The organism is Pseudomonas sp. IT-P253 (genome assembly GCF_949768125.1).
Taxonomy (GTDB): Bacteria; Pseudomonadota; Gammaproteobacteria; order Pseudomonadales; family Pseudomonadaceae; genus Aquipseudomonas.
Map to the genome: position 1 here is coordinate 24,452 of NZ_CATKPT010000003.1, position 24,810 is coordinate 49,261.

Below are 24,810 nucleotides of genomic sequence, written 5' to 3' on the forward strand. Positions count from 1 at the left end.
CGCGAAGCATAGCGCTCAAGGTGTTTGCCAGCCACCGACTCGCATTCTTGAGCGCCGCGCGAGGCCGGTGCTAACATGCGCAACCGCCAGAACAGGCAAGGAATCACCTGGTTTATGAGCACTATCCGCGAGCGCAACAAAGAATTGATCCTGCGTGCCGCCAGTGAAGAATTTGCCGACAAGGGCTTCGCTGCGACCAAAACCAGCGACATCGCAGCCAAGGCGGGATTGCCCAAGCCCAACGTCTACTACTACTTCAAATCCAAGGAAAACCTCTACCGCGAGGTCCTTGAAAGCATCATCGAGCCGATCCTGCAGGCCTCGACACCGTTCAACGCCGACGGCGTGCCCAGCGAAGTGCTCAGCGGCTACATCCGTTCGAAAATCCGCATCTCCCGCGACCTGCCCTTCGCCTCCAAGGTGTTCGCCAGCGAAATCATGCACGGCGCCCCGCACCTGAGCGCCGACCTGGTCGAGCAACTCAATGGTCAGGCCAAGCACAACATCGACTGCATCCAGACCTGGATCGACCGCGGCCAGATCGCCCCCATCGACCCCAATCACCTGATGTTCAGCATCTGGGCCGCAACCCAGACCTACGCCGACTTTGACTGGCAGATCACAGCCATTACCGGCAAGGCCAAGCTCGATGAAGAAGATTACGAAGCGGCGGCGCAGACGATCATCCGGTTGGTGCTCAAGGGGTGTGAGCCGGACCGGTAAGCCGTAGCGCGGCTATTCGCGAGCAGGCTCGCTCCCACAGGGTTTTGTGTTGAAAGCAAAATTAGTGATCACTGAAGATCCACTGTGGGAGCCAGCCTGCTGGCGATTGCGACGATCCGGTTTTTGATCAAACCCAGATGGCATCCCACAGCGGATAGTCGCCAAGGCGCTCTACCAATCCTGCACGCAATGGGTTGGCCACGACATACCGCGCCAGTTTCACCAAGTCTTCATCTCGTCGTAATGCTCGGTCGTGAAAGCCCCGTTGCCAGAGACTGATCTTTCGATCGGTGGCTAGGTTCACCGCTTTGGTACACAACGATTTGGCCTTCTGCATCAGTCCACTCAGAGACCCCTGCTGCAATTCGATCAACCAATGAAAGTGATCAGGCATGACAACCCAGGCCAATGAGTTGGCACATCCTTGCTCTTGTGCGGCGCGAAATTGTGCGACGACTAATCTGCCCAAGGCGAAATCCTTAAAAGCAGGTTCCCGGTCGAATGTGTTGGTAGTCAAAAGATAGATGCGGTTCTGTTCTGCATAGCGGCCGACACGCAGGCGATGTGAAGCGGCTAAATCCGGCATTCCTTTGCCCTTTTCATAGTGAAGTCACGAAAAAGGCTAGACCTCGGATAGCCGGAGGGCGGAGCGAATTTTTAGCTGGATGTGTCTGGTAGACCGCCATCGCCAGCAGGCTGGCTCCCACAATGGATCTCTGACACTCAGATAATCCACCTGTGGGAGCCAGCCTGCTGGCGAAAGCGGTAGGTCAGTCACCCATTAATCAAGCACTAACCCCCGCATCCGCCCGCAATCCCAACGCCTCGATCGCATTGATTGCGCATTGCTCATCGACATCAGAAAGATCACCACTGATCCCCACCGCCCCTAACACGTTCCCTTCCTGATCCCGAATCAACACACCGCCCGGTGCCGGCACCACGCTGCCCTGCCCGAGGCTGTTCAAAGCCGCGATGAACGCCGGGCGTTGTTGTGCGTCCAGCGCCAGCAGGCGTGAGCCTTTGCCCAGGGCGATGGCGCCCCAGGCTTTGCCGATGGCGATCTGCGGGCGTAGCAGGCTGGCGCCGTCTTCGCGCTGCAGGGACACCAGGTGCCCACCGGCGTCCAGCACGGCAATGGTTAACGGAGCCGCCGAGATTGCCCGTCCCGCGGAGATGGCCTGACTGGTCAGGTTGACTGCAACTTTCAAGGTTAAAGCGCTCATGGTGCCGTCCTCATTTTGTTATACGGAAAGCGGTAGGCCTTCGTTTTGTTCAGAAGTCCGATAGGACAAATAGAACACAACAACTTATTTTTTTGTATACAATAATTTTCGAAAAGCGCCACATGCGACGAAAAGCCACAGCAGAACCGGCTTCCGACGAATGAAACGACCGCTTGAGAAAATGGATTGACCTGCGCCGTCCGCCGTGAATACACTCTGCGCAAAGCCACTTGTATACAATTACAAAACGTAAGAGGCACAAAACCATGAGCAAAATGAGAGCAATCGAAGCCGCCGTTCTGGTGATGCGCCGTGAAGGGGTTGATACCGCTTTTGGCATCCCGGGTGCAGCCATCAACCCTCTGTACTCCGCCCTGCAAAAGGTCGGCGGCATTGATCACGTCCTCGCTCGCCACGTTGAAGGCGCCTCGCACATGGCCGAGGGCTACACCCGCACCAAGGCCGGCAACATCGGCGTGTGCATCGGTACTTCCGGGCCTGCCGGTACTGACATGGTCACCGGGCTCTACAGCGCCTCGGCCGACTCGATCCCGATCCTTTGCATCACCGGGCAAGCACCCCGCGCCCGTATGCACAAGGAAGACTTCCAGGCGGTCGACATCACGACCATCGTCAAGCCAGTGACCAAGTGGGCAACCACCGTCATGGAACCGGGCCAGGTGCCTTATGCGTTCCAGAAAGCCTTCTACGAAATGCGCTCCGGCCGTCCAGGCCCGGTGCTGATCGACTTGCCGTTCGACGTGCAGATGGCTGAAATCGAATTTGACATCGACGCCTACGAACCACTGCCGCTGGCCAAGCCATCCGCTAACCGCGTGCAAATCGAGAAGGCCCTGGCCATGCTCGATCAGGCCGAGCGTCCACTGCTGGTGGCCGGTGGCGGCATCATCAATGCCGATGCCAGCGAATTGCTGGTGGAGTTCGCCGAGTTGACCGGTATTCCTGTGATCCCGACCCTGATGGGCTGGGGCACGATCCCGGACGATCATCCATTGATGGTCGGCATGGTCGGTTTGCAGACTTCGCACCGCTACGGCAACGCCACGCTGCTCAAGTCCGACGTGGTGCTGGGTGTCGGTAACCGTTGGGCCAACCGTCACACCGGTTCGATCGACGTGTACACCGAAGGCCGCAAGTTCATTCACGTCGACATCGAGCCAACGCAAATCGGTCGCGTGTTCAACCCGGACCTGGGCATCGTGTCCGACGCTGCTGCCGCGCTGACTGTGTTCATCGAAGTTGCTCGCGAATGGCAAGCCGCCGGCAAGCTGAAAAACCGCAGTGCCTGGTTGCAAGACTGCCAGCAGCGCAAGGCCAGCCTGCAGCGCAAGACTCACTTCGACAACGTACCGGTCAAGCCGCAGCGCGTTTACGAAGAAATGAACCAGGTGTTCGGCAAAGACACCTGCTACGTCAGCACCATCGGTCTGTCGCAGATTGCCGGTGCGCAGTTCCTGCACGTCTACAAACCGCGTCACTGGATCAACTGCGGCCAGGCCGGTCCATTGGGCTGGACCATCCCGGCTGCGCTGGGCGTGGTCAAGGCCGATCCGACCCGCAAGGTCGTGGCACTGTCGGGCGACTACGACTTCCAGTTCATGATCGAAGAATTGGCGGTGGGCGCGCAGTTCAAGCTGCCGTACATCCACGTGGTGGTCAACAACTCGTACCTGGGGCTGATTCGTCAGGCTCAGCGCGGTTTCGACATGGACTACTGCGTGCAGCTGTCCTTCGATAACCTGAACGCTCCGGAACTCAACGGTTACGGTGTCGATCACGTCGCCGTCGCCGAAGGCCTCGGCTGCAAGGCCCTGCGTGTGTTCGAACCGGATCAGATCCAGCCGGCCCTGCGCAAGGCTCAGGAACTGATCGAAGAGTTCAAGGTGCCGGTGATCGTGGAGATTATTCTGGAGCGTGTGACCAACATTTCCATGGGTACCGAAATCAACGCCGTCAATGAATTCGAAGACCTGGCGCTGGTCGGCAACGACGCGCCGACCGCGATTTCGCTGCTCGATTAAGTTGACCTGATACCTGTAGCAGCTGCCGAGGTACGAGGCTGCGTTGCGTGTCCGCAGGACCGCCGTCGAGGGCCGCTTCGCAGCCCAACGCAGCCTCGTTCCTCGGCAGCTGCTACAGGCACCTACTTTTACAGGAGACCACCATGCCGCGTTTCGCAGCCAACCTGTCCATGCTGTTCACTGAGCAGGATTTTCTTTCCCGTTTTGAAGCGGCCGCCAAGGCCGGTTTCAGTGGTGTCGAATACCTGTTTCCTTACGACTTCAGTTCCGCCGAGATCAAGGCCAAACTCGATGCCAACGGCCTGACCCAGGTGCTGTTCAACCTGCCAGCCGGTGACTGGGCCAAGGGCGAACGCGGTATCGCGTGCCTGCCGGACCGGGTTGAGGAGTTCCGCGCCGGTGTCGACCTGGCCATTGCTTACGCCAAAGTGCTGGGCAACACCCAAGTCAACTGCCTGGCAGGTATTCGTCCACAAGGCATCGACGATGCGACCGTGGAAAAAACCTTCGTCGCCAACCTCAAATATGCGGCCGACAAGCTGCAAGCGGCGGGCATCAAACTGGTGATGGAAGCGATCAACACCCGTGACATCCCGGGTTTCTACCTGAACAACACGGCGCAAGCCCTGTCGATTCGCGAACAGGTCGGTAGCACCAACCTGTTCCTGCAATACGACATCTACCACATGCAAATCATGGAGGGCGACCTGGCCCGCACCATGGCCACGCACTTGGGCGAGATCAACCACATCCAGTTGGCCGACAACCCGGGGCGCAACGAACCAGGCACCGGTGAAATCAACTACCGCTTCCTGTTCGAACACCTGGACCGCATCGGTTATCAGGGGTGGATTGGCTGTGAGTACAAACCGCTGACCACCACGGAAGCGGGTTTGGGCTGGCTCAAAACCCATAACGCGATCTGATCCGAGACCGCGTCATCGTTCTTCGCTGTAGGAGCGAGGCTTGCCCGCGAAGGCGCCCTCGCCGACACCCCACGAATTTCGCGAACAGAGCAATAAAAACAAGAGGATTTTCTCATGGCTAAAATCGGATTTATCGGCACCGGCATCATGGGCCACCCAATGGCATTGAACCTGCAGAAAGCCGGTCACAGCCTGTTCCTGTCGGCGCATCACGACGCTGCGCCGGCCGACCTGATCGCCGGTGGCGCTGTCGCTCTGGCGAACCCGAAAGAAGTCGCTCAGGAAGCCGAATTCATCATCGTCATGGTCCCGGATACCCCACAGGTCGATGACGTGCTGTTCCGTGCCGACGGCGTTGCGGCCGGTGTTGGCAAAGGCAAAATCGTGATCGACATGAGCTCGATCTCGCCAACGGCTACCAAAGCGTTCGCGGCAAAAATCAACGAAAAAGGCGCTCAGTACCTCGACGCGCCGGTGTCCGGCGGTGAAGTCGGCGCCAAGGCTGCGACCCTGAGCATCATGGTCGGTGGCGATGCCGATGCCTTCGAACGCGCTCTGCCGCTGTTTCAGGCCATGGGCAAGAACATCACCCTGGTGGGCGGCAACGGCGACGGTCAAACCGCGAAAGTGGCCAACCAGATCATCGTGGCGCTGAACATCCAGGCCGTGGCCGAGGCCCTGTTGTTCGCGTCGAAAAACGGTGCTGATCCGGCCAAGGTCCGTGAAGCACTGATGGGCGGTTTCGCCTCCTCGAAGATTCTCGAGGTGCACGGCGAGCGCATGATCAAAGGCACTTTCGACCCGGGTTTCCGCATCAGCCTGCACCAGAAAGACCTCAACCTGGCCCTGGCTGGCGCACGCGAATTGGGCATCAACCTGCCAAATACCGCCAACACCCAGCAAGTGTTCAGCACCTGCGCGGCCATCGGTGGCAGCAACTGGGACCACTCGGCGCTGATCAAGGGCCTGGAGCATATGGCGAATTTCTCGATTCGCGATAAATAAGCCAATCACCCGCTCCTCGTAGGAGCGAGGCTTGCCCGCGAAAGGATCGCCTCGGTGCAGCAGAAATACCGTGGCGTCCGGTTCGCGGGCAAGCCTCGCTCCTACAGAGGGCAAGCAGTCTTCCCCAATAACAAGAAAACCCGGGAGCCCGCCATGTCGGTCGATCCACAACAATTCCTGCGCGAGCTGTTCGCCACAGCCATTGACGCGGCCCACCCACAGCAAGTCCTCGAAGCTCATTTACCCAAAGACCGCAGCGGTCGGGTGATCGTCATTGGCGCCGGCAAAGCCGCAGCCGCCATGGCTCAAGTCGTCGAGCGCTGCTGGCAGGGTGAAGTCTCAGGTCTGGTGGTGACCCGTTATGGCCACGGCGCCCCCTGCGAAAAAATCGAAGTCGTCGAAGCCGCTCATCCGGTGCCGGACGCGGCGGGTCTGGCCGTGGCCAAACGGGTGCTGGAACTGGTCAGCAACCTGACCGAAGACGACCGCGTGATCTTCCTGCTGTCGGGCGGCGGCTCTGCCCTGCTGGCCCTCCCTGCGGCCGGCATTACCCTCGCCGACAAGCAATCCATCAACAAAGCCCTGCTCAAATCCGGCGCAACCATCGGCGAGATGAACTGCGTGCGCAAGCACCTCTCCGCGATCAAAGGCGGCCGCCTGGGCAAAGCCTGCTGGCCTGCCACTGTTTATACCTATGCGATTTCCGATGTACCGGGCGACCTCGCCACGGTTATCGCCTCCGGCCCGACTGTGGCCGACCCAAGCACCTCGGCTGAAGCGTTGGCAATCCTCAAGCGCTATGGCATCGAGGTCACGACGTCGGTACGCAACTGGCTGCAAAGCGCGGAATCGGAGACGGTCAAACCCGGCGATCCGAGCCTTGAACGCAGTTACTTCCAGTTGATCGCCCGTCCACAACAGTCGCTCGAAGCGGCCGCGGTGAAAGCTCGCCAGGCCGGTTTCAGCCCGCTGATCCTCGGTGACCTGGAAGGCGAATCCCGCGAGGTGGCCAAGGTTCACGCCGGCATCGCGCGGCAAGTGGTCTTGCATGGCCAGCCATTGGCGGCGCCGTGCGTGATCCTCTCGGGTGGTGAAACCACCGTCACCGTACGCGGCAATGGCCGGGGCGGACGCAACGCCGAATTTCTGCTGAGCCTGACCGACAGCCTCAAAGGCCTGCCCGGTGTCTACGCGCTGGCCGGTGACACCGATGGCATTGACGGCTCCGAAGACAACGCCGGCGCAATCATGACCCCGGACAGCTACGCCCGCGCCACCGCCCTGGGTCTGAGCGCCAGCGACGAATTGGATAACAACAATGGCTACGGCTATTTCGAGGCGCTGGACGCACTGATCGTCACCGAGCCGACCCGTACCAACGTCAACGACTTCCGCGCCATCCTGATTCTCGAGAGCCCTAAACATGACGCCTGACAAAAAAGTCAAAATCCTCGCCACCCTCGGCCCGGCCACCGACGGGATCGACAACATCCGTGAGCTGGTGCTGGCCGGGGTCAACATCTTCCGCCTGAACTTCAGCCATGGCGATCACGCCGACCACGCCCAGCGCTATCAGTGGATCCGTGAAGTCGAGCGCCAGCTCAATTACCCGCTCGGGATTCTGATGGACCTGCAAGGTCCGAAACTGCGGGTCGGCAAGTTCGCCGTGGGCAAGGTGCAATTGCATCGTGGCCAGGCCTTGCGCTTGGACCTGGACCCGACGCCGGGGGATGAACGTCGGGTCAACCTGCCGCACCCGGAAATCATCGCGGCGCTGGAGCCGGGCATGGACCTGCTGCTGGACGACGGCAAACTGCGCCTGCGTGTCGTGACCAAGTATGCCGATGCCATCGACACCACCGTACTCAATGGCGGCGAGCTGTCGGACCGCAAAGGCGTGAACGTGCCGCAAGCGGTGCTGGAACTGAGCCCGTTGACCGCCAAGGATCGTCGCGACTTGAACTTCGGTCTGGAGCTGGGTGTGGACTGGGTGGCGCTGTCGTTCGTACAGCGTCCGGAAGACATTCGTGAAGCCCGCAAACTGATCGGCGACAAAGCGTTTCTGATGGCCAAGATCGAGAAACCATCGGCGGTGACACAGCTGCGGGAAATCGCCGAGTTGAGCGACGCAATTATGGTCGCTCGCGGAGATCTCGGCGTTGAAGTGCCAGCCGAAAGCGTGCCGCAGATTCAGAAGAACATCATCAGCACTTGCCGCGAACTGGGCAAACCGGTGGTCGTGGCGACGCAGATGCTGGAGTCGATGCGCTTCTCCCCGGCCCCGACCCGTGCTGAGGTGACTGATGTTGCCAACGCCGTGGCCGAAGGTGCCGATGCCGTGATGTTGTCGGCGGAAACCGCGTCCGGCGAGTACCCGCTGGAAGCCGTGCAGATGATGAGCAAAATCATCCGCCAGGTGGAAAACGGTCCGGACTATCAGACGCAACTGGATGTGAGCCGGCCGAAGGCTGAAGCGACCGTGTCCGATGCGATCAGCTGCGCGATCCGTCGTATCAGTAACGTGCTGCCGGTGGCGGTCTTGGTCAACTACAGCGAGTCCGGTACGTCGAGTCTGCGTGCGGCGCGGGAACGGCCAACGGTACCGATTCTGAACCTGACGCCGAACTTGCAGACCGCACGCCGATTGACGGTGGCGTGGGGCGTGCATTCGGTGGTCAATGACCGGCTGCGCCAGGTGGATGAGGTGTGCTCGACGGCGTTGGAGATTGCGCAGGCGCAGGGCATGGCCAAGCGTGGCGATACGTTATTGATCACCGCTGGTGTGCCTTTCGGGCAGCCGGGGTCGACTAACTCATTGCGTATTGAGACGTTGATTTAACGCCTGCGCCGGCCTCTTCGCGGGCAAGCCTCACTCCTACAGTTTGAGTCGTTCGCAACGATCGTGGTCGACATAAATCCGTAGGAGCGGGGCTTGCCCGCGAAGAAGGCAACTCGGTCCCCCTGACACACAGATAAAAAATGCCTGCCAACCACTTCAACACCCACTGCCCCGATTGGGCGACTGCCCTGCTCAACGGCTTCAGCCAGATCTTCCTCCAGCGCCATCCGCTGTGCGGTCTGCTGTGCCTGTTGGCGATTCTTTTTACCGCGCCATCCCTGCTTGGCGGTGCGCTGTTGGGTGGCGTCGCCGGATTGCTCACCGCGCAACGTCGCAACTATGCCAAGGCCGATCGTCAGGCCGGGCTGTTCAGTTACAACGGTGTTTTACTCGGCTTGCTGCTGAGTCTCTATTTCCCTTGGTCAGCGATGTTGCCACTGGTGATCATTGCCGCTGGCGGACTGAGTGCAATGCTCACTGAGCAATGGCTCAAGCGCGCACGCGACCATCATTGCCCGCCCGCCTACACCGCGCCTTTTGTCGGCACAAGCTGGCTACTACTGTTGTTCGCCGCCCCCCAACACCCCGCGCCACTGCTGGAACTGAACACGCTCAACCTGCTTGCCGCTTCACTGAAGGGGCTTGGCCAGGTGATGTTTCTGGGTCATCCATTGGCGGGGGCGCTGATAGCCCTCGGCTTGCTGATCGCCGACCGCCGCGCGTTTTTATGGGCGCTGCTGGCGTCCGCTGCCGGCCTCGGCTTCGCCTTGCTGCATCACGAAACGTCTAGTGCATTGCTCGGCTTGAACAGCTACAACCCCGTGTTGGCGGCCCTTGCCTTCAGCCATGTTCGCCGTCCCCCCTGGCTGCCGCTGCTGGGCATTGCGCTGGCGATACTGCTCACACCGGCATTCGCCGCACTCGGTCTGGCCACGCTCACCGCGCCATTCATCCTCGCCTGCTGGCTGACCCGCGCGGGCCTTCGCCTGTTGCGCCAAACAACGATAGACAGCGCGCCTTGCGCTTTGAAGGAGAATCAACCTAGGCTTCGCTGATCATTGGTTCAGGCGGTATCCATGGACAGCAGCAAAAACTGGCGTGAAGAGCTTTACGTCATGGTTTTCCACAGCGACACCAAGGCAGGACGTCGCTTCGACGGCATCCTGCTATTGATCATCCTCGCGAGCATCATCATCGTGATGCTCGACAGCATCGATGCCATCCACCAGAACTACGCCAACGTGCTGGCGTATATCGAGTGGGGCTTCACAGTCATCTTCGCCATCGAATACGGCTTGCGCCTGTACTGCTCGCCCAAGCCATTGCGCTATGCGTTCAGCTTCTATGGATTGGTGGATTTACTGGCGATCGTGCCCGGCATCCTCGCGCTGTATTACGCCGATGCGCAGTACCTGCTGATCATCCGGATCATTCGGATGCTGCGGATTTTCCGCGTGCTCAAACTCAGTCCCTACCTCAAGCAAGCCAACTATTTGATGTCGGCGCTGCGCGGCAGCAAACAGAAAATCGTGGTGTTCCTGGTCAGCGTCTGCACATTGGTGACCGTGTTCGGCACGCTGATGTACGTGATTGAAGGTCCGGAACACGGCTTTACCAGCATTCCCAAAGGCATCTATTGGGCTATCGTGACGTTGACCACTGTGGGCTTCGGCGACATCGTGCCGAAGACACCGCTGGGTCAGGTTATTTCGTCGCTGGTGATGATCACCGGTTACTCGATTATCGCGGTGCCGACCGGGATTTTCACCGCAGAACTGGCCAATGCCATGCGCGGCGAACAGCTGCAACACGACTGTCCGGTGTGCCAAAAAAACAGCCATGAACATGGGGCGGCTTTCTGCTCGCGTTGCGGCAATCAGCTGTTCAAAAAAACGGAATAAGCAAAGTGCTTTTTAATCTTTATGGGACTATGTGAGCGCAGTTATAGTCGCCGGCCAATCGCCTCACTTTTGAATAAGAACCTTTCGAACAAGGAATGCGCAGTGAAAAAAATCTTTGCCGCCTCACTGCTGGCCGCCGGCCTGGCATTGACCAGTGTTGCTCAGGCCGCACCGACCCTGCTTAACGTTTCCTACGACGTGATGCGAGATTTCTACAAAGACTACAACACTGCCTTCCAGAAACACTGGCAAGCCGAGCACAACGAAAACATCATCTTGCAGATGTCTTTCGGCGGCTCCAGCAAACAGGCGCGTTCGGTGATCGACGGCCTGCCGGCTGACGTCATCACCATGAACATGGCCACCGACATCAACGCCCTGGCGGACAATGGCAAACTGGTCCCCGACAACTGGGTCACCCGCCTGCCGACTAACAGTGCACCGTTCACCTCAGCCACCGTGTTCATCGTCCGCAAAGGCAACCCCAAAGCCCTGAAAGACTGGCCCGACCTGCTCAAGGACGGCGTGCAAGTGATCGTGCCGAACCCGAAAACCTCGGGCAACGGCCGCTACACCTACCTGTCGGCCTGGGGTTATGTACTGAAAAACGGCGGTGACGAAAACAAGGCCAAAGACTTCGTCGGCAAACTGTTCAAACAAGCGCCAGTACTCGATACCGGCGGTCGCGCAGCCACCACCACTTTCATGACCAACCAGATCGGCGACGTGCTGGTGACCTTCGAAAACGAAGCGGAAATGATTGCCCGTGAGTTCGGCCGTGACCAGTTCGAAGTGATCTACCCGAGCGTTTCTGCTGAAGCCGAGCCGCCGGTGTCGGTGGTCGACAAAGTGGTCGAGAAAAAAGGCACTCGCGCAGCGGCTGAGGAATACCTGAAGTACCTGTGGTCGCCGGAAGGCCAGGAAATCGCAGCGGCGAACTACCTGCGTCCGCGTGATCCGGCGGTGCTGGCCAAGTACCTCGATCGCTTCCCGGCGGTGGATTTCCTGTCCGTGGAAAAAACCTTTGGCGACTGGCGCACCGTGCAGAAGACCCACTTCAACGATGGCGGGATCTTTGACCAGATTTACAACGGCCAGTAAGTCCTGAGTCCAACAAAAAAGCGACCTTCTCAGGTTAATGCGAAACACGCTCTTGGTAGCAGCCTGCGTTCGGCTGCTGTAGGAGCGAGGCTTGCCCGCGAAGGCGTCAGTTTTGACACACTGCGTTATCGTTCTTCGCGAGCAAGCTTCGCTCCTGCAGCCGAACGCAGGCTGCGCCAGCTGCTACAGATCGCGTTACGGCTTAACTGACTCTCATTAACCTTCACAGGTCGCTTTTTTGTGGGCACCAGATTGCTCGCAATAACCCGGTATCCGTTACGAATCTCTGTGGTGAGGGAGATTGCTCCCTCGCCACAATTTTCACCGCAGGTTTACCCACTTCGTCGGAACGCCGCCCGGAGCCGGCTCGCTCCCACACGTCTGCGACAGGGCAGTTACATCGGCGGGGTTACGCCGTCCTTGCCGGCCGAGATGGATTGGGCTGTCAGCGTTCCGTCGGCACTTTGGGTGACGAACGTCACGATCTTCACTCCCACCTTCAGCAAGCTGCGATCACCCGGCACCAGGTTTACGATCGGCACGTCCTCCGGCACCAGAATCTTCTGCTGGCCGCCCTTGTAGTTGACGGTCAAAACACGGCCATTACTGACCACCAAATCGCCCACGCTGCCATTGGTCATGCTGCTGCCCTTGACCAGATCAAAGGGCCGATGGCCGTCGCCGCTGCCGGCCAGTTCCGGTGGGAAGACGTGGACTTCCAGCGCCTTGAGGGTGCCATCTTCCTGCGGGATGGCTGCCGAACCGATGTAGCTGCCGGGTTTGATGTCATCGATGTTGGCCAGGGTGACGGCGCGAATTTTCGTGTCTTTGGTCAGATTGATGATTACGTTTTCACCGTTATTGACGTGGACTTTCAACACGTCAGGGCTGACCTCGGTGATCTCGCCACGCACCCCGATGCGCATGCCTGGCGCGTCAGTGGCCTGGGCCAGACCCGCGCTGAATAAGGTGATCAAGGTAAACGCTGAAGCGCCGCGAATCAGGTGACGGAACATCGCATTCATGGAAGTGCCTTCCGGTTATGAAACGTTAGGTGTGAACATAAGCACGCTATCGAACAGGATGTAAGTGAATGTATTATCAGCGCTCTATGTCCGGACGCAAGGTTCATCGGCGGTCAGCCCAGACCTGCGTCACTCATTGCGCAATGGAATGAGTGCTATCACGCCAACCCCTCTTCCGCCGTTTTGGCCTGCCGCTTAGCCTGCGTGCATTCCCCCAATTGTTCAGCGAGACCTGTTATGAACCCAGCGACCCACATGCCTCACGGCGCCGCGACGATGACCCGAGGCATGGTGCTGCTGTTCGCCTTCTGCTGCGGCGCCATTGTGGCCAATATTTACTACGCCCAGCCGATCATTGGTTTGATCGCGCCGGACATCGGCCTGACCAGCACCCTGGCCAGCCTGATTGTCTCGCTGACCCAGATTGGTTACGCGCTGGGCCTGTTCTTTCTGGTGCCGTTGGGTGATCTGCTGGAGAACCGCCGGTTGATGATCATCACCACCCTGGTGGCGATTGCCAGCCTGCTGGGTGCAGCGTGGACCGATCAGCCGAACCTGTTTTTGCTCATCTCGCTGTTGGTGGGTTTCAGTTCGGTGTCCGTGCAAATCCTGATTCCGCTCGCCGCGCACCTCGCGCCGGAAGAGTCCCGTGGCCGAGTGGTCGGCGGGATCATGGGGGGATTGCTGCTGGGGATTCTATTGGCACGGCCAGTGTCCAGCGTGGTGGCTGACCACTTCGGCTGGCGGGCGATGTTTGTGATTGCGGCGGGGTTGATGGCGGCGATCAGTATCGTGCTGGCGCTGACCATTCCCAAGCGCCAGCCTGATCACAGCGCTTCTTACGGCCAGTTACTGGGTTCTCTGTGGACGCTGCTGTGCCAGCAACCGGTATTGCGTCAGCGCGCGTTTTACCAGGGTTGCATGTTCGCCACGTTCAGTCTGTTCTGGACCGCCGTGCCGCTCGAACTGGCACGCAATCATGGCCTGTCACAAACACAGATTGCGATCTTCGCCCTGGTGGGTGCCATCGGCGCCATCGCTGCGCCCATCGCCGGCCGACTGGCCGATGCCGGACATACCCGCATCGCTTCGCTGCTGGCCTTGTTGTTCGCGAGCCTGAGTTTCCTGCCAGCGTTCGTCCATCCGCTCTATAGCGTCATCGGCCTCGCGGTCACCGGCGTGGTACTCGACTTCTGCGTACAGATGAACATGGTCCTCGGCCAACGCGCGGTGTACGCCCTCGACGCCAAAAGCCGCAGTCGTCTGAACGCGCTGTACATGACCAGCATTTTTATCGGTGGCGCGTTTGGTTCCTCGGTGGCCAGTGTGGTGTATGAACACGGCGGCTGGTTGTGGATCGTGATCGTGGGGAGCGTGTTTCCGTTGTTGGCGTTACTGCGGTTTTTGAGTGTTTCGCGGGAGCGTTCGCTGGCAACGGCTTAATCGCCAAAGGCTTCGCGGACAAGCGCCTGAAGAACCGGGCTTGTCCGCGAATGCGATGTACCTGATGCCCCTCAATGTCGAACCAACTTCTCCATCGCCGCATCGGCCAGAAAGGAAGAGCGGCTCTTGACGTTATGTTCACGCACATATCGATCGATGCGCTGGATAACATAGCCAGGCAGCGTCACGTTGACCTTCTCGGTCTTGCCCATATACGGCGCGATGTCCAGCTCCAGCATGCCCCAGCCCATGTCGGCAAAATCCGGATTGCCGCGATGAGCCGCCGCCGACGTAGGCATCGGAATCGACTCGCCGTCAGCGGCCATCTCCTGAAGCATGATGTGCGCAATCTCGACTGCCGCATTGTAGGCATCTTCAAACGTATCCCCGGCCGTTACGGCGCCTGGAATATCGGGGATCTGAATACCGATGGCGGTGTTCTCGTCGCCCCACTCGATACAGATTGGATATTGCATTATGGATCTCCTGCGTAACTGGCTCCCGGGCAATACAGCCCGGCTCGCCTCCTGATGCTTTTGACCGTCCCGATCGGCAAATCCTTTTTCGGATGCGGGACGGGTATCGTGTACGGGTTGTATCGGTGTTTGAAGAGGTGATGACTGCCGGTAATCCGATCCAGTATCCAGCCGGCCTCCTCCAATTCCTTGATCAATTGCCTGCTCTGCACCAGTAGCCTCCTTGCTCAGGCCCAACAAACGTAACCCTAGAGTTATCTTTACTCAAGCACATAAATCGGTATAGCGACGTTCGGTTGTTTTACAGCATGTGATTCAGACCGCCTCATTCCCCCCAGGCATGACTCCTATGCCCCCCACCCGCGTTCCGCCCTCACCGCCTCAGGGTCACTATCGATCTCAGCCAACCGGCTTCCTCATCCAGGACTACGATCATGACTCTTCAAGCACAACTCGATGCCTTCAAAGCCGACTTCAAGGCCGGCAAACCGCCCTACAACGCACCGGCCGAAATCCACCCGATCATGGAGCGCGCCACTGCCGAGCTGATTGCATCCGGCGCGGCGAACAAAGCACTAAAAGTCGGAGACAAGGCACCGCTGTTCACCCTTAAAGATCCCGATGGCCATCCGGTGTCTTCCGCCGATTTGCTGGCCAAAGGTCCATTGGTGCTGACTTTTTACCGTGGTGTCTGGTGCCCGTACTGCAATATGGAGCTGCAAGCCTTGCAGGCATTCCTGCCGACGTTGCTGGACGCTGGCGCAAACCTGGTGGCGATTTCGCCCCAGATTGCCGCCAACAGCCGCAAGTCCGTGCGCACCAACGGCCTGCAATTCCCGATCCTCAGCGATACCCATAACGATGTAGCGGACGCCTTTGGCTTGCGCTTCGAGTTGCCGGATTACCTGATTGAGTTGTACAAGAATCTGCGCAACGACTTGCCGACGTTCAATGACGATCCATCGTGGACGCTGCCGATGCCGGCGCGTTATGTCATCGGTCAGGATGGCGTGATTCGTTACGCCGAGGTCAACCCGGATTACACTCAGCGTCCGGAGCCTGAAGCGATGTTGGATGCTATTCGCGGCTGACCCTTTCAAATGCCGTCTGACCCGCGGTGTGTTCGTTCAAGGAGCTTGCAATGACCCGACGTACCTTTCTCATCACCGGCGCCAGCAAAGGCATTGGCCGAGCGGTGGCCGAGCATCTGGACCGTGCGGGGCACCGGGTGGTTGGCATTGCTCGATCACCTGACCTGAGCTTTCCGGGCATATTGTTTCCGCTGGACCTGAGCGACCGGGCGCTGACCCAGGAAGTGCTGGCGGATCTGGCCAGGACTTACGAGTTCGACGGACTGGTGAATAACGTCGGCCTGGTGCGCCCACAAGTGCTGGGCGAAATCGACCTGGAAACGTTCGATGACGTGATGCGGGTCAACCTGCATTCGGCCTTGCAGGCCACTCAAGCACTGCTGCCGAACATGCGCGCCAATGGCTGGGGCCGGGTGGTGAACATCTCCAGCCTGACCGTGCTTGGCATCGCTCAACGCACGGCTTATGCCGCCGCCAAAGCGGCGCTGATCAGCTTCACGCGATCATGGGCGCTGGAGCTGGCGCAAACCGGTGTGACGGTAAACGCCGTGGCGCCGGGACCGACTGAAACGGAACTGTTTCGCGCCAACAATCCGCCGGGCAGTGAGGGCGAGGCGCGTTACCTGGCCGGCGTGCCGATGGGACGTTTGGGTCAGCCCCAGGAAATCGCGGCGGCGATTGCGTTTTTGTTGTCGGAGCAGAGCGGGTTCATTACCGGACAAACCTTGTTTGTCGACGGAGGCGCTTCGATCGGCAAAGCCGCGTTCTGACCGGCAACACAATCCCCCTGTGGGAGCGAGCCTGCTCGCGAAAGCGGCTTCACATCCAACAATGATGTTAGCTGATACCGCTTTCGCGAGCAGGCTCGCTCCCACAGTGGATCTCTGGTGATTTCCAGCACTGCACAAGGACTTAAGATGGACCGCCTCAGCGCAATGGAAACTTTCGTCTACGTGGTGGAAACCGGTTCATTTTCCGCCGCCGCCCGGCGCCTGAATATTGGTCAGCCCGCCGTGTCGAAGGCCATCGCTCAACTGGAGGCGCGGCTGGCTGTCCGGCTGCTTTTACGCTCGACCCGCGGCCTGACACCCACCGAAGCCGGTCTGGCGTTTTTCGAACGATCCAAGCGTGCCATCGAAGAAGCCGATGAGGCCGACAACGCCGCACGCGGTGCCGCCAGCGGCCTCACCGGCAGCTTGCGCATTTGCGCCGCCGTGACTTTCGGCCGACTGCACATCGTTCCACACCTCGGACCGTTCCTTGAGCAAAACCCGGAACTGAACATCGACCTGATGCTCGACGACCGCAACGTCAATCTCGTGGAAGAAGGCGTCGACATCGCCCTGCGCATGGGGGCCTTGAGCGACTCCGGCCTCACGGCCCGCAAGATCGCCGAATGCCGACGCGTGGTGCTGGGTACCCCGGCGTACTTCGAAAAACACGGTGAACCCACCTGCCCGGCCGACCTGTGCAAGCATCAGGCAGTCGTTTACACATTGGGTGGCGGCGCCAATTGGCAGTTCCGCAACAAGACCGAGGAGCAAGCCGTCATTATCAACGGCCGAATCCGCGTCAACGCCGCCGAAGGTTTGCGTGAAGCCGTGCTCGCCCATCAGGGGCTGACCATGGCGTCCGAGTGGATGTTTACGCCCGAGTTGGCCAGCGGTGCGGTCAGGGAAGTGATGAGCGATTGGCGGCTGCCGAATCTGGACCTGTGGGCCGTGTTCCCGACCGGCAGAATGGCCAGCGCCAAGGCTCGGGCGTTTGTGGAGTATGTGCAGGGGTTGTTGGTGCAAGAAGACTGACATTTCGATTATTTCGTTTATTGCGATATTCGATTAATTCGAATAGCCTGCCAATTTCACTTATACAGAATATTGGAAACCGACATGCCGCCTGTCAATCACTCACCAATCTCCTTGCCCATGGAGCGCGAAGTACAAGTTGCCATTGAGGGGCAGCGCACCTTGGGAGCCTACCTCGCAACTCAATTCGAAACCCAGCGCATTCAGATTTTCGACGAGCAGAACGAAGCTCACAGTGTCGAACTTCCCACCTCAGCGCTCCGACTGCTGGTCGACATCCTGGCAGAGCTCGCGGCGGGAAACGCCGTCAAAGTAGTCCCCGTACACGCTGAATTGACTACCCAGGAAGCAGCTGACCTGCTCAACGTCTCACGCCCGCACCTGATTAAACTGCTGGAATCTGGCGAGTTGTCCTACCACAAAACCGGCAAGCACCGACGTGTGCGTTTTGCTGATTTGATGGACTATAAAAACCGGCGCGACAGTGCCAGCGAGCAAGCAATGACGCTGCTCGCCGAACAAGCACAAGCGTTAAGGACAGGATACGAGTGAGGCATTCCTCTTTTACCGCTGTATATGACGCCTGTGTGCTGTACCCCGCTCCCCTGAGAGACTTTCTGATGTGGCTCGCGCTCTCCGGACGTTTCAGAGCGAAATGGTCAAAGGAGATACATAACGAATGGAAACGCAATTTGCTCAAAAAACGTCCGGATTTGACCGCAGAACAACTGGATCGCACGTCTGAGTTGATGGCGCAGGCTTTACCAGACGCTTGCGTTACCGGCTACGAAGACCTGATCGAAGGTCTAACGCTCCCCGATATCAACGATCGACATGTACTGGCAGCCGCCATTTGCTGCAATGCCAGCGTCATCGTGACTTTCAATCTGAAAGACTTCCCCTCTACAGCGCTGCGCCCTTTCGGTATAGAGGCGCAGCATCCTGACGAGTTCGTCGGCAACCTCTTCGACCTGGACCCGTCCGCAGTGGTCGCGGCAGCGCAACGCCAACGACAGCAGTTGAAAATGCCACCTATGGGTGTCGACGCCTATCTACACCTTCTGTCACGTCAGGGCCTGATTAAGTCGTCCAGGGTTTTGATTCCGTACCAGGCCATTCTCTAAATCTCTTTTCACACATTTCAAACAGCAAAACGGCGATCCTGAGATCGCCGTTTCCGTTTACTGCCCGAATTGCCGTCCCAGGCCACCCGGTACGCCATGGATATCCGTCTCTTCCCAAGGCCCTTTCGGGCTGATCGACCGGCTCCAGCCGTTGTCCCAGCGGTAGTAGGTGCGCTGGCGGTAGAAGGTATTGGGCTGGTCATCCAGCACATAGACGCCGAGCTTGGCGTCCCAATGGCTGTTGCCACCCGGTGGTGGCGCGAAGCTGGCGGAAGTGCTTGGCATCGGTTTGCCGGGTTTGGCTGGAATGCCCGGTTTGCCAGGCGTGGGTGAAGTAGACGGCGTAGGTCTGGGCTGCGACGGCGGGATCGGTGGCAGCGTCGTCGGCTCGGGCCGTTGGACCGCACAAGCGCTCAGCCCCATAACCAGACTGAGCAGGGTGATACGAGCGATGGCGGTCATAACGGCTATTCCTATTATTTATCTGGGCTGTCGATGGTCAGTTGTTGCTGCGCGGTGGTGCTGCTGGCCAGAGGCTGGCTGCGACCGATCCATTCCCCGGCAGTCGGTTGACCGGCGCGGGAGACGCGTGCAACCAGTTGGACTTCAGGGAAGTTCGACAGTTTCAACTGCGGCATCATTGCGTCGGCATCGCCCAGTTCGACGGTTGCCGGCAAGTCGGCCACGGTCAGGCGCTTGGCGGCCAGCGGTGCCGGTGGACCCGAGGTGGCACGCGCAAAGATGAACACGCTGTCGCCCGGCTGGACGCTGGCTTTCAGGTCTGGCGCCAGATCCACGCGCACCTTGAGCAGCGCCGCAACTTTGGCCGCAGGTGCCTGGACAACCTTGCCACCGCTGGCTTCGAGTTTCTCGGTGGCCCGGGTGATTCCGCCTTGCAGCGCGGTGCGGGAATTGTCGTCCGGTGGCAGTTGCGCCAGCAGCCGGTTCCAGTAGTCGATCGCGTCTTGATACCGCTGGCTTTCAAACGCAGCAATCCCGAGCAGACCAAGACTGGTGACTTCTTTCGGATCCGCTTTCAATGCTTCATCCGTCAGCGCCTGAACCTTGTCCGACCACTTCTTGCCGTCGGCGAAGTATTGGGCTTGAGCCCATTGGCCCAGCAGTTCCGGCTGACGACCGGCCAGGTTCACGGTGCGTTCGAAGATCTTCGCCGCATCGCCAGGACGGTCTTGGGCCATGTAGGTACGACCGAGGAAGTACAAGCCTTCAGCCGAGTCCGGTTGCGCCGCGACCGCGCGCTCCAGGCGACGGGTCATCTCTTCCATCGATTGAGGCGCCTGGGAGAATTCGCGGGTCAGTTCGACTTTGTCGCTGGCCCCGAAATGCAGGTACAGCCCGAGCCCCAGCACCGGCACCAGAATCGCCGCCAGCAATGGCAATGGCTTGCCCAGTCGCGACACGCGAGGCGCCGCGACACCTTCGGTATCCGCCAGCAATTCACGGGCCGCTTCGGCACGGCCAGTGTCCATTTGCGCGGCGTCGAGAACGCCCTCTTCCTGCTGAGTCTGTAACTCAGCCACGCGCTCTTGGTACAGCGCGACGTTCAGGGCAGTACGATCCTCTTCAAGCTGGGCGCGGCGGCCACGCAGAACGGGGATCAGCAGAAAACTCAGGGCAACCAGAAGCAGCAGACCTGCAGCGAGCCAGAAATCAATCATTCTTGGTTTTTATCCAACAGGTGGTCGAGGCGCTCGCGCTCATCAGAGGAAAGCTCATCCTTGGTATCAGCGCGTTGCACGCGACGACGGCGGACGATCACGGCGATGATCACAAAACCGCCCAGCAACAGGCCGGCCGGGCCGAACCAGAGCAAGGCGGTCTTCGCGTTAAGGGCGGGTTTATAGCGGACGAAATCACCGTAGCGGTCGACCATGAAGTCGATGATCTGCTGATCGTCCTTGCCCTCGCCGAGCATGCGGAAAATCTCTTTGCGCAGGTCCGCGGCGATCGGTGCGTTGGAGTCGGCAATGTCCTGATTCTGACACTTGGGGCAACGCAGTTCCTTGGTCAGCTCGCGAAAGCGCTCACGGTCGCCTTCTTTGGCGAACTCGTAAGTGTCGATGGCGGCGTGTGCCACGCCGGCCATGCTCAAACCCAAAACGGCGGCAGCTATCCAGCGCTTCATGGCTTGGCCTCGTCGACCAGCGCCTGATATTTGGCCGCCAGTTTTTCGCGCCAGACCTGCTCGTCGATCACGCCGACGAATTTGTCACGGATGATGCCTTTAGCGTCGATGAAGAAGGTTTCCGGAGCGCCGTACACACCAAGGTTCAGGCCGAGGGTGCCTTCATCGTCGCGGATGTCGAGTTGATAAGGGTTGTGGAATTCCACCAGCCACTTCAAGGCGTCGGTGTTGACGTCCTTATAGTTGATGCCATAAAGCACCACGCCCTGCTGGGCCAGCTTGTTCAGCACTGGGTGCTCGACCCGGCAGGAAATGCACCAGGTGCCCCAGACGTTGACCAACGCAGGTTTACCCAGAATGTCAGCCTGGGTCAGCGTCTTGTCGCCCTGCACGGCTGGCAGGGAAAACGCCGGGAACGGCTTATTGATCATCGCCGAAGGTAACTCGGCCGGGTCCAGGTACAGCCCGCGATAAAGAAACACGGCGACCACCAGAAAAATCGCCAGTGGTAACAGCAACAACCAACGTCTCATGCAGTGGCTCCTGTCATGCCCAGTGCTTCACGCACACGGCTTTTCACCTTGACCCGATAACGGCGATCCAGCGCCGCCAGCAACCCGCCCAAACCGGTCAGCAGGCCACCGAACCAGATCCAGCGCACAAACGGTTTGACGTGGACGCGCACAGCCCAGGCGCCATCGCCCAGCGGTTCGCCGAGCGCGACGTACAGGTCGCGGGTGAATCCTGCGTCGATCCCGGCCTCGGTCATCATCGACCTCTGCACGGTGTAGAGACGTTTTTCCGGGTGCAGCACGCTGACTTCCTTGCCATCGCGGATCACCCGAATGGTGCCTTTGTCGGACGTGAAGTTCGGGCCTTCGACGTGCTTGGCGCCTTCGAACACAAAGTGATAACCGGCCAGGTCCATGGACTCGCCCGGTGCCAGGCGCAAATCGCGCTCGGCACTGTTCTGGCTCGACAGCACGACACCCAGGGCGCACACGGCGATGCCCAAGTGCGCGACCTGCATGCCCCAATAGCTGCGGGTCAGGGTCGGCAGGCCTTTGATCAGGCCTTTGTGACGCGTCTTGTCGAAGATGTCACGCACACCGGCCAGCAATACCCACGCGGCAAGCATGAAGGTCGCGATCACCGCCCAGTTGAAATCGCCATAGGCGATGCCGGCCACAACGGCCAACGCTGCGCTGCCGAGCAACACTGGCGTGAGCATGTTCATCAGCCATTTGACCGGGGTGTCTTTCCAGCGCACCAGCATGCCGACCGCCATCACCACCATCAACAAGGCCATCAACGGAATGAACAGCGCGTTGAAATACGGCGGGCCCACCGACAGCTTGGCGCCCGTCATCGCATCCAGAATCAATGGATACAGCGTGCCGAGCAGGATCATCGACGCGGCCACCACCAGCACCAGGTTATTGCCCAGCAGCAGGGTTTCCCGGGACCAGAGGTTGAAGCCGACGTGGCTCTTGACCACCGGCGCGCGCAGGGCGAACAGCGTCAGCGAACCACCGACCACGAACAGCAGGAAAATCAGAATGAACACACCGCGCTCAGGGTCGGACGCAAACGCGTGAACCGAGGTCAGCACGCCAGAGCGCACCAGGAAGGTCCCGAGCAAGCTCAACGAAAATGCGGCGATGGCCAGCAATACGGTCCAGCTCTTGAACACGCCCCGTTTTTCTGTGACCGCCAACGAGTGAATCAGCGCCGTACCCACCAGCCAAGGCATGAAGGAGGCGTTTTCCACCGGGTCCCAGAACCACCAGCCACCCCAACCGAGTTCGTAGTAGGCCCACCACGAACCGAGGGTGATGCCAATACCCAGGAACGCCCAGGCGACGATGGTCCACGGACGCGACCAGCGCGCCCACGCGGCATCAAGGCGACCACCCATCAGCGCCGCGATGGCGAAGGCGAATGCCACCGAGAAACCGACGTAACCCATGTACAGCATCGGCGGGTGAACGATCAGGCCGATATCTTGCAGCAACGGATTGAGGTCGGCGCCATCGCCGGGCACTTGCGGCAGGATGCGCTTGAACGGGTTGGACGTGAGGATCAGGAACAGCAGGAAACCCGTGCTGATCATGCCCATTACTGCCAGAACCCGCGCCAACATGACCTGCGGCAACTGCCGGGAGAACACCGACACCGCGAACGTCCAGCCACCGAGAATCAATGCCCAGAGCAGCAACGATCCTTCGTGCGCGCCCCAGACGGCGCTGAATTTGTAGTACCAGGGCAACGCGCTGTTGGAGTTGCTGGCGACGTAGGCGACGGAGAAGTCGTCGGTCATGAACGCGTAAGTCAGGCAACCGAAGGCGAACACCAGAAAGGTGAACTGGCCCCAGGCGGCCGGCTGAGCGAGGCTCATCCACAAACGGTCACCGCGCCAGGCACCGAGCAACGGCACGATGGCCTGAACCAACGCGAAACACAGCGCCAGAATCATGGCCAGGTGGCCCAGTTCAGGGATAAAGATTCCGGACGTCATCAATTAACCCTCTTTGGCTTGTGTGGGCGCCGACTGGCCGCTGTCTTTCAGGGCCTTGGTCACTTCCGGCGGCATGTATTTCTCGTCGTGCTTGGCCAGCACTTCGTCGGCCACCACCACGCCGTCGGCGTTGATTTTGCCGAGGGCGACAATGCCCTGCCCTTCGCGGAACAGGTCCGGAAGGATCCCGCGGTAGGTGATGGTCACGGATTTGTTGAAGTCGGTGACGATGAATTTCACGTCCAGCGAGTCACCGGAACGTTGCAGCGAACCCTTCTCGACCATGCCGCCGGCGCGGATGCGCGTGTCTTGCGGGGCCTCGCCGTTGGCGATCTGGGTCGGGGTGTAAAACAGATTGATATTCTGCTGCAGGGCACTCAGGGCCAGGCCGACGGCAGCGCCGACACCGACCAGGATGGCGAAAATAATGATAAGACGCTTTTTACGCAGCGGATTCACTTGCCGTTCTCCCGGCGCAGACGACGCGCCTCTTGTTGCAGATACCGCTTGCGGGCCAGGATCGGCGCCGCCACGTTAAGAGCCAGCACTGCCAGGCAAATGCCATAGGCTGACCAGACATACAGGCCATGATGGCCCATGGCGAGGAAGTCGCCGAATGAAGCAAAACTCATCGAGCGGCCTCCAGACTGTTTTGCACTTCTGCTTTGACCCAACTGGCCCGGGCTTCGCGCTTGAGCACTTCAAGGCGCATACGCAGCAGCAATACCGCGCCGAAGAAACAGTAGAAACCCAGCACCGTCAGCAGCAACGGCAACCACATCTCGGCCGGCATTGCCGGCTTTTCGGTGAGGGTGAAGGTCGCCCCCTGGTGCAGGGTATTCCACCACTCCACCGAATATTTGATGATCGGGATGTTGATCACGCCGACAATCGCCAGTACCGCGCACGCTTTGGCGGCGCTGTCACGATTACTGATCGCGTTGCCCAGCGCAATAAGACCGAAGTACAGAAACAGCAGAATCAGCATGGACGTCAGTCGTGCATCCCAGACCCACCACGAACCCCAGGTCGGTTTGCCCCAGATCGCGCCGGTGACCAGCGCCACGGCGGTCATCCAGGCACCGATGGGGGCCGCGCATTGCAGGGCGACATCGGCCAGTTTCATCTTCCACACCAGTCCGACGACGCCGCACACAGCGAGCATTATGTAGCAGGACTGCGCCAGCATGGCGGCCGGAACATGGATATAGATGATGCGAAAGCTGTTGCCTTGCTGGTAGTCCGGCGGCGCAAAGGCCAAGCCCCAGACCACGCCAACGCCGATCAGCAGCAACGCCGCGACGCTCAGCCACGGCAGCAGTTTGCCACTGATGCCGTAAAACCATTTGGGCGAGCCGAGCTTATGAAACCAGGTCCAGTTCATTACTGTTTCCATCACGGTTGCTCTTGGCTTCAAGC

The 24,810-nt window shown here is 59.6% G+C and carries 28 protein-coding genes; 15 read left to right on the forward strand and 13 right to left on the reverse strand.

What is annotated here, in order from left to right; all coding sequences use genetic code 11:
- Positions 1-114 precede the first annotated feature (114 nt).
- Positions 115-723 carry a TetR/AcrR family transcriptional regulator gene (locus ACM6IR_RS01440; RefSeq protein ID WP_414906045.1) on the forward strand — a complete coding sequence of 203 codons (609 nt, stop codon included), beginning with the start codon at positions 115-117 and terminating at the stop codon, positions 721-723.
- Positions 724-850: 127 nt separating this feature from the next.
- Here the strand turns inward: ACM6IR_RS01440 and ACM6IR_RS01445 are convergent, their stop codons facing one another.
- Together ACM6IR_RS01445 and ACM6IR_RS01450 are read right to left on the reverse strand one after the other, a co-directional pair.
- Positions 851-1,309: an REP-associated tyrosine transposase gene (locus ACM6IR_RS01445; protein ID WP_414906046.1), complete on the reverse strand. Its 459-nt coding sequence runs from the start codon at positions 1,307-1,309 to the stop codon at positions 851-853.
- A 199-nt stretch (positions 1,310-1,508) separates the two neighbouring features.
- Complete coding sequence (locus tag ACM6IR_RS01450) at positions 1,509-1,949, reverse strand: GlcG/HbpS family heme-binding protein (protein ID WP_414906047.1); 441 nt, start codon at positions 1,947-1,949, stop codon at positions 1,509-1,511.
- Between the two features lie 266 nt (positions 1,950-2,215).
- Between ACM6IR_RS01450 and gcl the strand changes: the two genes are divergently transcribed.
- The 8 genes from gcl (at position 2,216) to ACM6IR_RS01490 (ending at position 11,763) form a co-directional block, all read left to right on the forward strand.
- Positions 2,216-3,991, forward strand: coding sequence for a glyoxylate carboligase (gcl, locus tag ACM6IR_RS01455; protein WP_414906048.1), 1,776 nt, complete (start codon positions 2,216-2,218; stop codon positions 3,989-3,991).
- Between the two features lie 143 nt (positions 3,992-4,134).
- Positions 4,135-4,917 carry a hydroxypyruvate isomerase gene (gene hyi, locus ACM6IR_RS01460; protein ID WP_414906049.1) on the forward strand — a complete coding sequence of 261 codons (783 nt, stop codon included), beginning with the start codon at positions 4,135-4,137 and terminating at the stop codon, positions 4,915-4,917.
- A gap of 114 nt (positions 4,918-5,031) precedes the next feature.
- Positions 5,032-5,922, forward strand: a complete 891-nt coding sequence (locus ACM6IR_RS01465) for a 2-hydroxy-3-oxopropionate reductase (protein ID WP_414906050.1) — start codon at positions 5,032-5,034, stop codon at positions 5,920-5,922.
- Between the two features lie 153 nt (positions 5,923-6,075).
- A complete protein-coding gene (locus ACM6IR_RS01470) occupies positions 6,076-7,356 on the forward strand; it encodes a glycerate kinase type-2 family protein (protein WP_414906051.1) in 1,281 nt (426 codons plus the stop codon).
- Positions 7,346-8,761: a pyruvate kinase gene (gene pyk, locus ACM6IR_RS01475; protein ID WP_414906052.1), complete on the forward strand. Its 1,416-nt coding sequence runs from the start codon at positions 7,346-7,348 to the stop codon at positions 8,759-8,761. The genes ACM6IR_RS01470 and pyk overlap by 11 nt, the downstream gene beginning before the upstream one ends.
- Before the next feature lie 140 nt (positions 8,762-8,901).
- On the forward strand, positions 8,902-9,816 hold the full coding sequence (locus tag ACM6IR_RS01480) for an urea transporter (RefSeq protein WP_414906053.1): 915 nt from the start codon (positions 8,902-8,904) through the stop codon (positions 9,814-9,816).
- A gap of 21 nt (positions 9,817-9,837) precedes the next feature.
- On the forward strand, positions 9,838-10,662 hold the full coding sequence (locus tag ACM6IR_RS01485; RefSeq protein WP_414906054.1) for an ion transporter: 825 nt from the start codon (positions 9,838-9,840) through the stop codon (positions 10,660-10,662).
- A 102-nt stretch (positions 10,663-10,764) separates the two neighbouring features.
- Positions 10,765-11,763: a sulfate ABC transporter substrate-binding protein gene (locus ACM6IR_RS01490; RefSeq protein ID WP_414906055.1), complete on the forward strand. Its 999-nt coding sequence runs from the start codon at positions 10,765-10,767 to the stop codon at positions 11,761-11,763.
- Between the two features lie 395 nt (positions 11,764-12,158).
- Here ACM6IR_RS01490 and ACM6IR_RS01495 read toward each other — a convergent pair whose 3' ends face one another.
- Positions 12,159-12,788: a hypothetical protein gene (locus ACM6IR_RS01495; RefSeq protein ID WP_414906056.1), complete on the reverse strand. Its 630-nt coding sequence runs from the start codon at positions 12,786-12,788 to the stop codon at positions 12,159-12,161.
- A gap of 237 nt (positions 12,789-13,025) precedes the next feature.
- Here ACM6IR_RS01495 and ACM6IR_RS01500 point away from each other — a divergent pair, with 237 nt between their 5' ends.
- Complete coding sequence (locus ACM6IR_RS01500) at positions 13,026-14,231, forward strand: MFS transporter (RefSeq protein ID WP_414906057.1); 1,206 nt, start codon at positions 13,026-13,028, stop codon at positions 14,229-14,231.
- Between the two features lie 71 nt (positions 14,232-14,302).
- Here the strand turns inward: ACM6IR_RS01500 and ACM6IR_RS01505 are convergent, their stop codons facing one another.
- Both ACM6IR_RS01505 and ACM6IR_RS01510 read right to left on the reverse strand, forming a co-directional pair.
- On the reverse strand, positions 14,303-14,707 hold the full coding sequence (locus ACM6IR_RS01505; RefSeq protein WP_201118776.1) for a type II toxin-antitoxin system HicB family antitoxin: 405 nt from the start codon (positions 14,705-14,707) through the stop codon (positions 14,303-14,305).
- Complete coding sequence (locus tag ACM6IR_RS01510) at positions 14,707-14,919, reverse strand: type II toxin-antitoxin system HicA family toxin (RefSeq protein ID WP_414906058.1); 213 nt, start codon at positions 14,917-14,919, stop codon at positions 14,707-14,709. The genes ACM6IR_RS01505 and ACM6IR_RS01510 overlap by 1 nt, the downstream gene beginning before the upstream one ends.
- A gap of 222 nt (positions 14,920-15,141) precedes the next feature.
- Between ACM6IR_RS01510 and ACM6IR_RS01515 the strand changes: the two genes are divergently transcribed.
- From ACM6IR_RS01515 to ACM6IR_RS01535, 5 genes are all read left to right on the forward strand, one after another.
- Positions 15,142-15,798: a peroxiredoxin-like family protein gene (locus tag ACM6IR_RS01515; protein WP_414906059.1), complete on the forward strand. Its 657-nt coding sequence runs from the start codon at positions 15,142-15,144 to the stop codon at positions 15,796-15,798.
- A gap of 50 nt (positions 15,799-15,848) precedes the next feature.
- Positions 15,849-16,568, forward strand: coding sequence for an SDR family oxidoreductase (locus ACM6IR_RS01520; RefSeq protein ID WP_414906060.1), 720 nt, complete (start codon positions 15,849-15,851; stop codon positions 16,566-16,568).
- Positions 16,569-16,715: 147 nt separating this feature from the next.
- Positions 16,716-17,603, forward strand: a complete 888-nt coding sequence (locus ACM6IR_RS01525; RefSeq protein ID WP_414906061.1) for a LysR family transcriptional regulator — start codon at positions 16,716-16,718, stop codon at positions 17,601-17,603.
- A gap of 84 nt (positions 17,604-17,687) precedes the next feature.
- Positions 17,688-18,155, forward strand: coding sequence for a helix-turn-helix domain-containing protein (locus tag ACM6IR_RS01530; RefSeq protein ID WP_414906062.1), 468 nt, complete (start codon positions 17,688-17,690; stop codon positions 18,153-18,155).
- On the forward strand, positions 18,152-18,727 hold the full coding sequence (locus tag ACM6IR_RS01535) for a PIN domain-containing protein (RefSeq protein ID WP_414906063.1): 576 nt from the start codon (positions 18,152-18,154) through the stop codon (positions 18,725-18,727). Before ACM6IR_RS01530 ends, ACM6IR_RS01535 begins: the two co-directional genes overlap by 4 nt.
- Before the next feature lie 57 nt (positions 18,728-18,784).
- Here the strand turns inward: ACM6IR_RS01535 and ACM6IR_RS01540 are convergent, their stop codons facing one another.
- The 8 genes from ACM6IR_RS01540 to ACM6IR_RS01575 are packed head-to-tail and all read right to left on the reverse strand — an operon-like array spanning position 18,785 to position 24,775.
- A complete protein-coding gene (locus ACM6IR_RS01540) occupies positions 18,785-19,189 on the reverse strand; it encodes a hypothetical protein (RefSeq protein ID WP_414906064.1) in 405 nt (134 codons plus the stop codon).
- 14 nt (positions 19,190-19,203) lie between these two features.
- On the reverse strand, positions 19,204-20,406 hold the full coding sequence (gene ccmI, locus ACM6IR_RS01545; RefSeq protein ID WP_414906065.1) for a c-type cytochrome biogenesis protein CcmI: 1,203 nt from the start codon (positions 20,404-20,406) through the stop codon (positions 19,204-19,206).
- Positions 20,403-20,873, reverse strand: a complete 471-nt coding sequence (locus tag ACM6IR_RS01550) for a cytochrome c-type biogenesis protein (RefSeq protein WP_201118798.1) — start codon at positions 20,871-20,873, stop codon at positions 20,403-20,405. Before ACM6IR_RS01550 ends, ccmI begins: the two co-directional genes overlap by 4 nt.
- Positions 20,870-21,406, reverse strand: a complete 537-nt coding sequence (locus ACM6IR_RS01555; RefSeq protein WP_414906066.1) for a DsbE family thiol:disulfide interchange protein — start codon at positions 21,404-21,406, stop codon at positions 20,870-20,872. The genes ACM6IR_RS01550 and ACM6IR_RS01555 overlap by 4 nt, the downstream gene beginning before the upstream one ends.
- Positions 21,403-23,391, reverse strand: a complete 1,989-nt coding sequence (locus ACM6IR_RS01560) for a heme lyase CcmF/NrfE family subunit (RefSeq protein WP_414906067.1) — start codon at positions 23,389-23,391, stop codon at positions 21,403-21,405. Before ACM6IR_RS01560 ends, ACM6IR_RS01555 begins: the two co-directional genes overlap by 4 nt.
- 3 nt (positions 23,392-23,394) lie before the next feature.
- Entirely contained in the window at positions 23,395-23,850 is a 456-nt protein-coding gene (gene ccmE / locus ACM6IR_RS01565) for a cytochrome c maturation protein CcmE (RefSeq protein WP_414906068.1), read from the reverse strand.
- Positions 23,847-24,023 carry a heme exporter protein CcmD gene (gene ccmD / locus ACM6IR_RS01570; protein WP_008055370.1) on the reverse strand — a complete coding sequence of 59 codons (177 nt, stop codon included), beginning with the start codon at positions 24,021-24,023 and terminating at the stop codon, positions 23,847-23,849. The genes ccmE and ccmD overlap by 4 nt, the downstream gene beginning before the upstream one ends.
- The gene (locus tag ACM6IR_RS01575; RefSeq protein WP_414906069.1) at positions 24,020-24,775 is read right to left on the reverse strand and encodes a heme ABC transporter permease; all 756 of its coding nucleotides are present in this window, start codon (positions 24,773-24,775) and stop codon (positions 24,020-24,022) included. Before ACM6IR_RS01575 ends, ccmD begins: the two co-directional genes overlap by 4 nt.
- Positions 24,776-24,810: the final 35 nt, after the last annotated feature.

Excerpts from the sequence above, each read along its gene's own strand:
- hyi (WP_414906049.1), top strand. The coding sequence starts at position 4,135 with ATGCCGCGTTTCGCAGCCAACCTGTCCATGCTGTTCACTGAGCAGGAT.
- gcl (WP_414906048.1), top strand. The coding sequence starts at position 2,216 with ATGAGCAAAATGAGAGCAATCGAAGCCGCCGTTCTGGTGATGCGCCGT.
- ACM6IR_RS01520 (WP_414906060.1), top strand. The coding sequence starts at position 15,849 with ATGACCCGACGTACCTTTCTCATCACCGGCGCCAGCAAAGGCATTGGC.
- ACM6IR_RS01495 (WP_414906056.1), bottom strand. The coding sequence starts at position 12,788 with ATGAATGCGATGTTCCGTCACCTGATTCGCGGCGCTTCAGCGTTTACC.
- ACM6IR_RS01550 (WP_201118798.1), bottom strand. The coding sequence starts at position 20,873 with ATGAAGCGCTGGATAGCTGCCGCCGTTTTGGGTTTGAGCATGGCCGGC.
- ACM6IR_RS01530 (WP_414906062.1), top strand. The coding sequence starts at position 17,688 with ATGCCGCCTGTCAATCACTCACCAATCTCCTTGCCCATGGAGCGCGAA.
- ACM6IR_RS01560 (WP_414906067.1), bottom strand. The coding sequence starts at position 23,391 with ATGACGTCCGGAATCTTTATCCCTGAACTGGGCCACCTGGCCATGATT.
- ACM6IR_RS01445 (WP_414906046.1), bottom strand. The coding sequence starts at position 1,309 with ATGCCGGATTTAGCCGCTTCACATCGCCTGCGTGTCGGCCGCTATGCA.
- ACM6IR_RS01480 (WP_414906053.1), top strand. The coding sequence starts at position 8,902 with ATGCCTGCCAACCACTTCAACACCCACTGCCCCGATTGGGCGACTGCC.
- ACM6IR_RS01450 (WP_414906047.1), bottom strand. The coding sequence starts at position 1,949 with ATGAGCGCTTTAACCTTGAAAGTTGCAGTCAACCTGACCAGTCAGGCC.
- ccmD (WP_008055370.1), bottom strand. The coding sequence starts at position 24,023 with ATGAGTTTTGCTTCATTCGGCGACTTCCTCGCCATGGGCCATCATGGC.
- ACM6IR_RS01440 (WP_414906045.1), top strand. The coding sequence starts at position 115 with ATGAGCACTATCCGCGAGCGCAACAAAGAATTGATCCTGCGTGCCGCC.
- ACM6IR_RS01575 (WP_414906069.1), bottom strand. The coding sequence starts at position 24,775 with ATGAACTGGACCTGGTTTCATAAGCTCGGCTCGCCCAAATGGTTTTAC.
- ACM6IR_RS01465 (WP_414906050.1), top strand. The coding sequence starts at position 5,032 with ATGGCTAAAATCGGATTTATCGGCACCGGCATCATGGGCCACCCAATG.
- ACM6IR_RS01540 (WP_414906064.1), bottom strand. The coding sequence starts at position 19,189 with ATGACCGCCATCGCTCGTATCACCCTGCTCAGTCTGGTTATGGGGCTG.
- ACM6IR_RS01505 (WP_201118776.1), bottom strand. The coding sequence starts at position 14,707 with ATGCAATATCCAATCTGTATCGAGTGGGGCGACGAGAACACCGCCATC.
- pyk (WP_414906052.1), top strand. The coding sequence starts at position 7,346 with ATGACGCCTGACAAAAAAGTCAAAATCCTCGCCACCCTCGGCCCGGCC.
- ACM6IR_RS01555 (WP_414906066.1), bottom strand. The coding sequence starts at position 21,406 with ATGAGACGTTGGTTGTTGCTGTTACCACTGGCGATTTTTCTGGTGGTC.
- ACM6IR_RS01485 (WP_414906054.1), top strand. The coding sequence starts at position 9,838 with ATGGACAGCAGCAAAAACTGGCGTGAAGAGCTTTACGTCATGGTTTTC.
- ACM6IR_RS01500 (WP_414906057.1), top strand. The coding sequence starts at position 13,026 with ATGAACCCAGCGACCCACATGCCTCACGGCGCCGCGACGATGACCCGA.
- ACM6IR_RS01515 (WP_414906059.1), top strand. The coding sequence starts at position 15,142 with ATGACTCTTCAAGCACAACTCGATGCCTTCAAAGCCGACTTCAAGGCC.
- ccmI (WP_414906065.1), bottom strand. The coding sequence starts at position 20,406 with ATGATTGATTTCTGGCTCGCTGCAGGTCTGCTGCTTCTGGTTGCCCTG.
- ACM6IR_RS01470 (WP_414906051.1), top strand. The coding sequence starts at position 6,076 with ATGTCGGTCGATCCACAACAATTCCTGCGCGAGCTGTTCGCCACAGCC.
- ACM6IR_RS01525 (WP_414906061.1), top strand. The coding sequence starts at position 16,716 with ATGGACCGCCTCAGCGCAATGGAAACTTTCGTCTACGTGGTGGAAACC.